At 60.7% G+C, this 9,028-nt stretch carries 6 protein-coding genes and 4 pseudogenes; 3 read left to right on the plus strand and 7 right to left on the minus strand.

The features are described 5' to 3' along the window. A pseudogene (locus F6X37_RS37415) lies at nucleotides 1–115 on the plus strand (LysR family transcriptional regulator); the annotation flags it as partial. A 224-nt stretch (nucleotides 116–339) separates the two neighbouring features. After that, complete coding sequence (locus F6X37_RS34735) at nucleotides 340–648, plus strand: DUF4148 domain-containing protein (protein ID WP_187614534.1); 309 nt, start codon at nucleotides 340–342, stop codon at nucleotides 646–648. A 471-nt stretch (nucleotides 649–1,119) separates the two neighbouring features. Here F6X37_RS34735 and F6X37_RS34740 read toward each other — a convergent pair whose 3' ends face one another. The 5 genes and pseudogenes from F6X37_RS34740 to F6X37_RS34760 form a co-directional block, all read right to left on the minus strand. Next, the gene (locus tag F6X37_RS34740; protein WP_184066411.1) at nucleotides 1,120–1,470 is read right to left on the minus strand and encodes an HPF/RaiA family ribosome-associated protein; all 351 of its coding nucleotides are present in this window, start codon (nucleotides 1,468–1,470) and stop codon (nucleotides 1,120–1,122) included. A 122-nt stretch (nucleotides 1,471–1,592) separates the two neighbouring features. Beyond that, nucleotides 1,593–2,120 (minus strand): annotated as a pseudogene (locus tag F6X37_RS34745) (LysR family transcriptional regulator); the annotation flags it as partial. Nucleotides 2,121–2,197: 77 nt separating this feature from the next. Next, nucleotides 2,198–3,265: a GGDEF domain-containing protein gene (locus F6X37_RS34750; RefSeq protein ID WP_262420144.1), complete on the minus strand. Its 1,068-nt coding sequence runs from the start codon at nucleotides 3,263–3,265 to the stop codon at nucleotides 2,198–2,200. Nucleotides 3,266–3,574: 309 nt separating this feature from the next. After that, nucleotides 3,575–3,727 (minus strand): hypothetical protein, encoded by a 153-nt coding sequence (locus tag F6X37_RS34755; RefSeq protein ID WP_187614535.1) that lies wholly within the window; start codon nucleotides 3,725–3,727, stop codon nucleotides 3,575–3,577. A 130-nt stretch (nucleotides 3,728–3,857) separates the two neighbouring features. Then, nucleotides 3,858–6,113: a phosphocholine-specific phospholipase C gene (locus tag F6X37_RS34760; protein ID WP_187614536.1), complete on the minus strand. Its 2,256-nt coding sequence runs from the start codon at nucleotides 6,111–6,113 to the stop codon at nucleotides 3,858–3,860. 496 nt (nucleotides 6,114–6,609) lie between these two features. Here F6X37_RS34760 and F6X37_RS34765 point away from each other — a divergent pair. Then, nucleotides 6,610–7,137 (plus strand): annotated as a pseudogene (locus F6X37_RS34765) (IS5 family transposase); the annotation flags it as partial. Between the two features lie 234 nt (nucleotides 7,138–7,371). Here F6X37_RS34765 and F6X37_RS34775 read toward each other — a convergent pair. Beyond that, nucleotides 7,372–8,559, minus strand: a complete 1,188-nt coding sequence (locus F6X37_RS34775) for a fumarylacetoacetate hydrolase family protein (RefSeq protein WP_187614537.1) — start codon at nucleotides 8,557–8,559, stop codon at nucleotides 7,372–7,374. Nucleotides 8,560–8,639: 80 nt separating this feature from the next. Next, nucleotides 8,640–9,028 (minus strand): annotated as a pseudogene (locus F6X37_RS34780) (UxaA family hydrolase); the annotation flags it as partial.

Below are 9,028 nucleotides of genomic sequence, written 5' to 3' on the forward strand. Positions count from 1 at the left end.
GCAGATCAATTCGATCGTCGAGGAATTTTTCGCAATCTCTATCGAGCGCCACATCAGCCACCCGGCTGTCGCGATGATCATGGACGCGGCGCGTAGCGAACTGTTCAACGTTTAGCGGGGCCGTTTCCGATGTGAACGCGACGTTCGAATGTCCTCGTGAGAGCGCGTGCCGGTGGCTGACGATGGCCGCACCCGGCCGGATGGCCACGCACTCGCATAAGCACCACGAATTGAGCAACGGCGATAAATGAATAGGCTCCAGCAAAACGGTGGGATTGATTCGAAGGACAATGCTCAGTCTCGATCAAACTTCAACGCTTCATTGGAGGAAATTGGGCCATGAAGAACTCGCCGCGGATCTGGCCGGCGCTTCCTGCGTTGATTCTTTCGCTCGCTGGCTGCGCGGCGGGCGGCATATCGCAAAGCTTGCCGCCATTAAGCGCTGCGCAATGCCGCGACCTGGCCGCGCTCAGGAACAACGCCCCTCCCACCCCTGAGCGAAGCCGGAGCGAACTGGCGGCCCTGAGGAAAGCGGGCTACGACCCATCACCATGGTTCGATCCACACTACCCGGAGGATCTGCAGGCGGCGCAGCGTCAGGTCGATCGTTGGTATCAGGCGGAATGCCAGCAGGCGGAACCCGACTAAGGCGCCGGCGGCGTCCGCGATACAGCTGCGCTGACGATGATCGCAATGCGATAGTTCCATTGGGCCGATCGCGCCTTGCGAGCCGAGAAATGGAACCGTGCAAAGGTCGCCAATCGACCCTTTATGTCATTCGACAACAGCTCTTGCCACCGTCCTGAAGTACTGCGGTCGTTCGTTCACTACCTTACCGACGGATGTTGGTGGAAAGCCGGCAGTACGCTGTTTCGCGGGTATTGACTGCAGTCGCACAATCGATCTCGCCTTTATCGCGGCGACGTCCCGGCAATTCGTCGCCGCGTTCGCCGGTTGCAACCGACTGAGGGGCCCGATATGGCAATGCCAGGAAGCGAATTACCCGGCGGCCGCCAAGCTCCGGTGATAGGTAGCGCCCAGCGGTGCGTTGCTATCCGAGCCTTCCAGAACGAATCGAGCGGCATTGTTTTAGGGGCAGTCCGCTAGGCCTTGTCGCGCCTAGAGGCCGCTACCCCGGTAAACGGCATCGAAATCACGGGGACCCCGAGTCGCAATGCGCGCCTGCTGCCTGCGGATGATCGAACGCGCCGCGCGGGCCAGCGCGAGATCGAGTGCGCCGCGCCAGTCTCTTGCGATCGACGTCACGACGACAGGCGTCGCATCGGGCGTCTGCACCTGCACCTGGCAGCGTTTGTCGAGTCCGCCGCGCGGGCCGTTGATGTCCGACATGCTGACGGTCGCCTTCGAAATCAGCCAGTCCATGCGGCGAAACACGAACCGGATGCGTTGGCGCGCGAAGCTGCGCAGACGGACGGCTTCACGGTCGCGGGACTTGAACAGGACTTGCATGAGACACCTCCTTCGTGGGTACGGCTCAAGAGTACGGTGAGAAGGCGTCGAGGAAAAAGCAGAAATAACGGAAATGCAGCTTCGGAAAAACCGAACCTTCTTTTTCGTGATCACGAACGCGCTCACGCATGCGCCGCACTCAACACCTTTTGCGTCAAAGGACGATGCCGCCCGCGCCGCGACACGATTGCGTGCATTTCCTCCTTCACTTCCGGCGACCGGCCGAGCCAGCGCAAGCCGTGATGCATGGGATCGTTGCGCTCGGCGCCGAACGCCGCGAGCGGAAACACGCCCATGCCGCGCGACGCGAGGCATTGCGGAAAATGATCGACATGCGTTTTTCGCACCACGGCGGCCGGCCCGTACCAGTCGATCGGCGAAGCGATCAGGCGCTCGCTGGATAGACGCAGATTCGAGTTGTGCGGCGCGGGCTGGCTGGACAGCACGAGATCCAGATGGTGATGCGCCAGTTCCGCCAGCAGGTCTTCCGCTTCGCCTTCGTGGCAGAGCAGCCGTAGCGAAGGCGTGTCCAGCACGCCCGCAAGAATGGCATGGACGGCCAGCTTCGAAATGCCATCCGTCAAGCCGACCGCGAAGCGCGCGACGGTCCCGCTGGCCGCTTCGCGCACTTCGTCGTGCAACGCGCGCCCGGCCGCGTCCGCGGCCCTGCACCTGCATCAAATGCGCTCGCCAACACGAGCAGGGCACCGCCGGGAGCCCTATCCGCTTACACGCCGGCACCCGTCTCATCGAAGAATGAGGTTTTGTCCATCCCGTTCGCTTTGGCGCGATACATCGCGCTATCGGCCTGGCGCATCAGGGCGTGTACATCAAGACGTCCGTCCGCGCTATTGGTACCGAGCATGCGCACGCCAATGCTGGCCGATACGGCGACGGGATGACCGCCGATCTCTCGAAGCCCATGAAGGATGTCGTGAATACCGTCGGCAATCGCGCGCGCGCCGGCGTCGCCATGCACGTGGCGGGCGAGCACCGCGAACTCGTCGCCTCCCAGGCGGGCAACCGTATCGCCGCGGCGAATGCGTGTCTGCAGACCGTTGGCGAAGCACTGCAACAGTTCATCACCCACCGCATGCCCATAAGCGTCATTGACGTACTTGAAGCCGTCGAGATCGATGAACAGCAAGACAGACTGTCCTTTATCGTCGTCTCGCGCCGCAGTCGCTTTAGCGATCGCCTGCTCGAGGCGAGTGCGGTTGCTGAGTCCTGTCAGAGGGTCCGTCGCAGCCTGCCGTTCGAGCCGATGCACGAGGGCCATCAAGTACACGGAAGTCGCCGCGATGCTGAGCATGATGCCCAATCCCACCGCGAGGTTTTCTCTCCACCACGGCTCGACGTGCATCAAAATCACGACGCCTGCAAGCGCAACTGCACATGAAAGTAGCAACGGCCGCTTGCCGTGGCGGCAACCGGCACCCACAAGGAACCAGAACACGACCCAGAGCAAAGGCAGCGCCACGCGCCCGCCGAGCGCCAAGGCAGTCATGACAAGCGCCTGGTCTGCAATGGTGGTGACCGTCAATCGAAGGCGCGGCCGAACTGTCGCGGCGGTCGCGGCTATGTATGTCACCACGCCGAATACAACGTATGCGAAAACCACGCCCAGAGTGTCATACGCGGCGGCCTTGCGTTGGAGCGCGGCGACGGCGATATAGCCGATCAACACGACCGTGCCCAGGCATATCCGGAGGAGCGCCTGCTCCTTCTCAGGTTGTCCGCGAAAGACACCTAGAAACGTTTGCTCATGCCAACGCTGCGCGCCCGGCCGCTCCATGCCGTGTACCCCGTCAATATTGTCTTTTGCAGAGCGGGCATTCTATCGCTTCTGCCGGCGACCAATGCTTCTTGCCGCTCTCTCCGTCCGCTTCCTGAAAGCCGCCGTTCGAACGTCCGTTTGAGCGAACGGGTACCCAAGTCCTTGGGGTTGAGAAGCCAAGCGTGCTTTATTTTCCGCTTCCTGAAGCGACCCCTGCTGGAGGTTCACGCGCCTGCCGCCATGGAGCTTTGTCGCCGCAGCGAACTTGATGCGATGGATTGGGAGAATCCTGCGTCGGAGGGAGGCTGGATCCGCTATGCTGCTGAGTCAATCGAGCAGAAGGCAGCAGGCCATCAGAAGCAGCACAAAGGACGCGAACAGGCAGACGATAGCCGCGGTATGCAGCAATTCGTCGTCGTGCGTGTAACACTCCTCTCTGTGGATTCGTTCGGCGATCAAGTGTGTAGAGTCGGTCTGCATGTCGTGCTCATGCATAGGTGGCCCGACTTTGGAAGTCATCGAACGAGTCTTGAAGACGCGTGGGGAACCGGCACCCTTCAGCACGAAAGCGCCGGTTTTGCTGCCCCTCCATCAAGGCCAATCGAGTGTCTCAGTGCTTACCAGGCATGGTCCCGCTCATGCCCATGGCCGGATCGCTAACCGAGTGCTTGCCGGTCTCCACCCGTCCTGCAAAGCGACGGTAGAACGCCTTATCGCTATCGCAGGTCACAGCAAAGTCGTACCACTGGCCACTGGACGCCAGAAACCAGTGAAGCGAGTCCATGCCTGTGCCTGCCAGTTGAACCTGCCATGGGCCATCGGTGCGGTAGGCCATCGGCGTAATCGTGAAGTTGCAGGCACTCTTGCCGGTATTCATCAGGTCGGCATAAACGTCGCCGTTGGCGATGTCGTAGCAGACGCGGATTTCCGGCGTGACCCCGCTGTCGGCAAGGCGGCTCAGGTCGCCTTTGAAATGCCGGTGATAACCGTTCGGGCCTAGCACCCAAAGATCATACATGCCGAGGTTGTCCTGCTGCGCGTTCCAACTGTCGGCCAGCGTCTTACCGTCCTCGACCACGTAGCGACGCGGCACGCGATTCAGCTTGTAGCGGTCATACACATGGAACACCGCGGCCTGGGTACCGGTATTGGAAAACAGTAATTCGACAGTGCCGTTGGCCGCGCAGCGCGCGCTTGTGTGCAACTCATAAGGTAGCGCGCGAGAGGGTCGCGTGCCGCTTGCCTGGATCGGCAACTGCATGTCCACCGGCAGCGGCACGGCTGGCAGGGCCTGTTGCGAGTTGCGCAACTGGTCGGCCTCGGCCCGGGTGCTGCGCCCGTTCAGCGTGGGTAACAACTCATTGTTGGGAGTTTTGAAGTTGAAGGCGCTAGTCAGGTCTCCGCACACGGCGCGGCGGTACGGGCTGATATTGGTCTCCTTCACACCAAAGCGCTCTTCCAGGAAGCGCAGCACCGACGTATGGTCGAAGACCTGCGAATTGACCCAGCCCCCGCGACTCCATGGCGAGATCACGTACAGCGGCACGCGCGGGCCGGGCCCGTAGACGCGACCGTCCTGCGCGGGCTGGTCCTTGCTGCCCTGCGGCGCCGGATAGGCGTGGTACTCGAACCGCATGTCGTCATCGGACAGTGTGGTTTTGCCTGCCAACGTCTGATCGGGATTTCGTGACGGCGCCGACGGCGAGGGCATGTGGTCGAAGTAACCGTCGTTTTCGTCGAAATTGATCAACAGCACGGTTTTGCTCCACACTTCGGGCACAGCTGTCAGCGCATCGAGTACCTCTTGAAGGAACCACGCGCCCTGAACCGGACTGGATGGCCCGGGGTGTTCGCAATAGATCGATGGCGCATTGATCCAGCTGACCTGCGGTAGCCTGCCTTCGCGGATGTCGCGCTTGAACGCATCGAGGTAGCTTTCCGGCGTGGTGCCCGGCAGCGTGTTCGCGATGCCCTTGTACAGCGGGTTGGCTGCGTTGTCCGCGGCTGCATCGTAGGCGTGATAGGGCAAGGGCTGCCCGGTATCGGCATAGGGATTGCCCGGCGCTCCGCCACTGGCCACGGGGAAGCCCGAGGCCAGATTGGCGCGGCGAAATTGCTGGAAGGCGCCCAGCATGTTGTCACCCCATTCGTCCGGCATGTTCTGGTACGAGATCCAGCTCACGCCCGCATCTTCGAGGCGCTCTGCATAAGTCTTCCAGGTGTAGCCTGTATCGACCGAAGCCGCCAGGCCGTCGATGTAGTCCCACTCATTGTTGACGAAAGCCACGCCAGCGGCAGTGGGACCGTTCGTGCCCGTGATGTGGAAGGAGCGGTTGGCATCGGTACCCGTATGCATCGAACAGTGATACGCATCGCACAGCGTGAAGGCATTGGCCAGCGCGAACTGAAACGGGATTTCCTTTTCCTTGAAGTAGCCCATCGAGACATCTGTCTTGTAGGTGGGCCAATTCGACATACGGCCGCTGTCCCACGCGTTCTGGCTGTCCACCCACGTGTGATTGGCGCCCGATGCGCGCTGTGCGTTGTTGGCGCTGCCGTCAAGGTGATACGGGGTGAGTACAGCGCCGTTGCCGCGCTGCTGCTGCCAGACCTTGCGGCCGTTGGCCAGCGGAATGGTGAAGCGGTCACCGAAGCCGCGTACGCCCTTGAGCGTGCCGAAATAATGGTCAAACGAGCGATTCTCCTGCATCAGGATAATCACATGCTCGACGTCCTTGATGGTGCCGGTGGCGTTGTTGGCGGGAATTGCCAGCGCGCGGCGGATGCTAAGCGGGAAGCTGGCCAGCGTGGCAGCGGCAAAGCCGGCGCCACTAGCGGCTTTCAGAAATTTGCGGCGTGAAATCATTGAGTGTTCTTCTGCAGGCTCGGTCGTAGCTCAAGGCGCGCAGCGCTTGACCGGGCTGGGTTGTTCGGAGTCCGACTTGGTGGGCGTGCTTGTGGACGTGTTTGTGGACGAATCGGTACCGCCGCACGAGGCGAGCATGGCGGCCGCGATCAGGGAAGCGGCAAGCGTTCTTATGAGTCTTTGGATGGACATGGCGTCAACATTGTCTAATTTAAGAAAGCTTTATGTTTTATTTTAGAAAGAAAAACGTAATGCTGACGCGAGTGTAGGAAAGCAATGTGACCGCTGTGTGATCAGGTGGCGCGACTGAAGAAGCCCAGGCAGCCTTTAGAGAGACCTGGCAAGGGGCTGTCAATACCGGTCAGATGTCGTAACGCCGTCGTGCCGGGTGCGCGGCGATTACGTGGCTGGCGGCGTCCATCCCATCTGATCAAGTCCACCGAGTTGGTACTTCACGCGTTATATAGATTGTGTTTGAAGAGGCAGGCAGAACAGGATGAAGCAGCAGACGCTGGCGATGGCAGCCGATCAAGGTGCGGGTTTCGAGACGCACCGCAAACGCACGCGCGACGAGTTTCTCGACACGATGAATGCGATCGTGCCATGGGCGCAGTTGTGCGCGGTGATCGAGCCGCATTATCCGAAGCGCGGCAATGGCCGCCCGCCAATTGGTCTGGAGCGCATGCTGCGGATCCACTTCGTGCAGCACTGGTTCAATCTGGCCGACTTCGCTTGCGAAGAGGCGCTCTATGACAGCGCCAGCCTGCGTCGCTTTGCGGGCGTTGATCTGGGCTGCGAAGCTGTGCCCGATGCGACGACGCTGCTCAAATTCCGGCGCCTGCTGGAGACGCACAAACTGGGCGAGCAATTGTTTGCCGAAGTCAGCCGGGTGCTGCAGGCCAGCGGCATGAAGCTCAAAAGCGGCACCATCGTGGACGCGACGATCATCGGCGCGCCGAGCTCGACGAAAAATGAGCAGAAGGCGCGCGACCCCGAGATGCATCAGACCCGCAAGGGCAAGCAATCGTGTGTGTCACGAACTTGAGCGCAAGCTTGGGATGCTGTACCGAAGATGGAAGTAGGTCTTCCGAAGTCGGCCTGCAGGGGCAGGCTTCAAACCGCCCGGTGCCGCTGCGTTCAAAAAGCGTGATGGTGAGAGACTGTGGAAAAGTCACCCGTTGAGGGTGGCAGGTAAGTATTGAGAAGCGGTCCGCTGATAGTCAATGAAATATCAGCGGACCCACGGGCAATGGAGCGACTACGACTCCGCTTTCCCGGTATGCCCACGAAGAATGCTGGCGAGCAGTGCGCCGACCCCAAACTCCCAGGGCGCAATGCGATGCGAATGGTTGACCGTGTTGATGAGCGCACCGAATCGCGGGCTCGATATCGTTACCGTATCGCCGATCTGATGCGTGAATCCTTGCCCTGGCACGCTACGATCCGCAGTCGGTGCAAACAACGTCCCGAGATAAAGCATCATTCCGTCCGGGTATTGATGGTGAGAGCCCATCGCTTGCGCAACGAGTTCTGTCGGGTCCCGGCTGATGCGTTTCATGGAGCTCGCCCCTGTCAGAACATATCCATCTGTTCCTTCTACGCGTAGCGAAAGCTCCGCAGCCCGAACATCATCGAGACCGAATCTACTGTCGAAGAGGCGAATGAACGGGCCAATCGAAGCTGACGCGTTGTTGTCCTTCGCCTTACCGAGCAGCAGCGCACTCCGGCCTTCGAAATCCCGGAGATTGACGTCGTTCCCAAGCGCGGCGCCGACGATTTCCGCCCGGCTGGTCACCGCCAGCACGATTTCAGGCTCCGGGTTATTCCACTGCGAATTTTCATGAATTCCGATTTCGCTGCCGGTACCGACGGCGGACATGGGCTGCGCTTTCGTGAAAATTTCCGCATCGGGACCGATGCCGACTTCCAGATACTGCGACCACATTCCTTCCTGAATAAGTACGTGGCGCACCGCTTCGGCTTCGGCAGACCCCGGGCGAACGCTTGCGAGCCGATCGCCCAGTACTGACATGACACGCGCGCGCACTTCGTCGGCCCGGCTCGCGTCGCCTCCCGAGCGCTCCTCGATCACCCGCTCCAGAAGGCTTTCGACGAACGTCACACCGCTCGCCTTGACCGCCTGAAGGTCACATGGCGCGATGAGCCAAGGAGTCGACGGATCGCGCCGATCGAAGGCGGAATTGGCAAGAACCAGGTCCAGTGTCGCAAGTCTCGGCAGGTTCGCAGCGGCCTCCTTCAGCCGAAGGCCGATTCCTGGCTGCTCAAGCAGCGTGCTGGTCGTCAGCGCGAACGACGACACATCCACCAGTTCGCCACCGATAACGGCAACAGGACACGGCGCGCCGATATCGGGGCACCACGCGCGCCCCACGAGCACCGCCTGCTCCAGATCGTCAGGCAACGCGGATCGGTCATTCAATGGCATCTAATCTTTTTCCAACCTGGTATGGGTTATTGCTGAGCATCAGTGCGGTGCACGCTCTACTTGTGCCGGACAACAGCGGCTCACATGATTGCGCTGATTTGCCAAGGCACGAATTCGTTTTGCCCGTAACCGTGCTGCTCGCTACGAGAGCGTTTCCCGGAGGCCACGTCGAGCAGCAGTTGGAACAGCACTGCGCCAAGTTGCTCGATCGTTCTGCTGCCTTCCAGCACTTCTCCGCAGTTCAGGTCCATATCGTCGGACTGACGTTGCCACAGCGCGGTGTTTGTCGCGAGCTTTACCGATGGCGAGGGCGCGCAGCCGTAAGCCGAACCGCGTCCCGTCGTAAGTGTTGCTGGTAAACGCGTTTGAATTTTGTTAACTTCGGCGACCCCATTGCGCCGGAGTCCAGATGAAGTGTGTTGTAGAGCTGAGCGAAGCCGAGGAAAAGACCTTGCAACAGATGTCGTTG

This window comes from Paraburkholderia sp. 31.1 (assembly GCF_014397645.1).
Classification (GTDB): Bacteria; Pseudomonadota; Gammaproteobacteria; order Burkholderiales; family Burkholderiaceae; genus Paraburkholderia; species Paraburkholderia tuberum.

Excerpts from the sequence above, each read along its gene's own strand:
- F6X37_RS34740 (WP_184066411.1), bottom strand. The coding sequence starts at position 1,470 with ATGCAAGTCCTGTTCAAGTCCCGCGACCGTGAAGCCGTCCGTCTGCGC.
- F6X37_RS34750 (WP_262420144.1), bottom strand. The coding sequence starts at position 3,265 with ATGGAGCGGCCGGGCGCGCAGCGTTGGCATGAGCAAACGTTTCTAGGT.
- F6X37_RS34760 (WP_187614536.1), bottom strand. The coding sequence starts at position 6,113 with ATGATTTCACGCCGCAAATTTCTGAAAGCCGCTAGTGGCGCCGGCTTT.
- F6X37_RS34755 (WP_187614535.1), bottom strand. The coding sequence starts at position 3,727 with ATGCAGACCGACTCTACACACTTGATCGCCGAACGAATCCACAGAGAG.
- F6X37_RS34775 (WP_187614537.1), bottom strand. The coding sequence starts at position 8,559 with ATGCCATTGAATGACCGATCCGCGTTGCCTGACGATCTGGAGCAGGCG.
- F6X37_RS34735 (WP_187614534.1), top strand. The coding sequence starts at position 340 with ATGAAGAACTCGCCGCGGATCTGGCCGGCGCTTCCTGCGTTGATTCTT.